The 1,266-nt window shown below is 72.7% G+C and carries 1 protein-coding gene; it reads right to left on the bottom strand.

What is annotated here, in order from left to right:
* Positions 1-1,214 (bottom strand): acyltransferase domain-containing protein (locus tag AB0B63_RS32490; protein WP_357025891.1); only part of this gene is annotated, 1,214 nt, incomplete at its 3' end.
* Positions 1,215-1,266: the final 52 nt, after the last annotated feature.

The raw sequence follows: 1,266 nt of genomic DNA, 5'->3' as shown, positions 1-1,266 counted from the left end.
ACCCCCTGGAACACCGGACCATACTCGTACCCCTGCACCACCAACTCGTCATACAACCCCGCCGTCGGCACCGGCACCGCACCCGACGGCGGCCAGACCCGCAGGTCGAAGCCGGGGTCGGTGACGTCGGCGGAGAGCACGCCGGTGGCGTGCCGGACCCAACTGCCGGTGTGTTCCGGACGGGAGTGCACGGTGACCGCCCGGCGGCCGGTGTCGTCGGCGGCGGCGAGCAGCAACTGCACCTGTACGGCACCCTGCTCGGGCAGGATCAGCGGGGCGTGCAGCGTCAACTCGTCGAGGTGACCGAGGCCGACGTCGTCCCCGGCGTGCAGGACGAGTTCGACGAAGCCGGTGCCGGGCAGCAGGACGGTGCCGTTGACGGCGTGGTCGGCCAGCCAGGGGTGGGTGTCCAGCGAGATCCGGCCGGTGAACAGCACCTCACCCGACTCGGCCATCGACACCGACGCCCCCCACAGCGGGTGCCCGGCGGAGCCGAGACCGGCGGAGGTGAGGTCGGCGCGGCCCCCGGTGGCGTTCAGCCAGTAGCGGCGACGCTGGAACGGGTACGTCGGCAGCAGCACCTCACCACGCGGACGCGCCGGCAGCACCGGCGACCAGTCGACGGTGACGCCCCGGGCGAACGCCTCACCGAGCGAGGTGAGCCAGCGGTGCAGCCCGCCCTCGCCCCGGCGCAGCGACCCGACGGCGGCCACCTCGACCCCCGCGTCGGCGGCGGTCTCCTCGACGCCCATGGTCAGCACCGGGTGCGCGCTGCACTCCAGGAACACCCGCATCCCGGCGTCGAGCAGGGCGCGGGTGGTCTCCTCGAAGCGGACGGTCTGCCGCAGGTTGGTGTACCAGTAGCCGGCGTCCAGGCCGGTGGTGTCGAACACCCGGCCGGTGACGGTCGAGTAGAACGGGACAGTGGCGGCACGCGGGCTGACCTCGGCGAGGTCGTCGCGCAGCCGCTGCTCGATCAGCTCCACCTGCGCCGAGTGCGACGCGTAGTCCACGTTCACCCGCTTGGCCCGCAGCCCCTCGGCGGTCAGCGTGGCGACCAGGTCGTCGACGGCGTCCGGGTCACCGGAGACGACGACGGAGGAGGTGCCGTTGACGGTGGCGATCGAGATGCGGCCGGCGTAGCCGGTCAGTCGTTCGGCCGCCGCCCGTTCGGGCAGGCCGATGGAGGCCATCGCACCCCGACCCGCCAACACCTCCGCAATCGCCAAACTCCGCAACGCCACCACCAACGCCCCATCCCGCAAC

Source organism: Micromonospora sp. NPDC049081 (genome assembly GCF_040648835.1).
Lineage (GTDB): Bacteria > Actinomycetota > Actinomycetes > Mycobacteriales > Micromonosporaceae > Micromonospora > Micromonospora antibiotica.
Note: the sequence above shows the minus strand (reverse complement) of the source record. Positions and strands in the feature narration are given on the sequence as shown.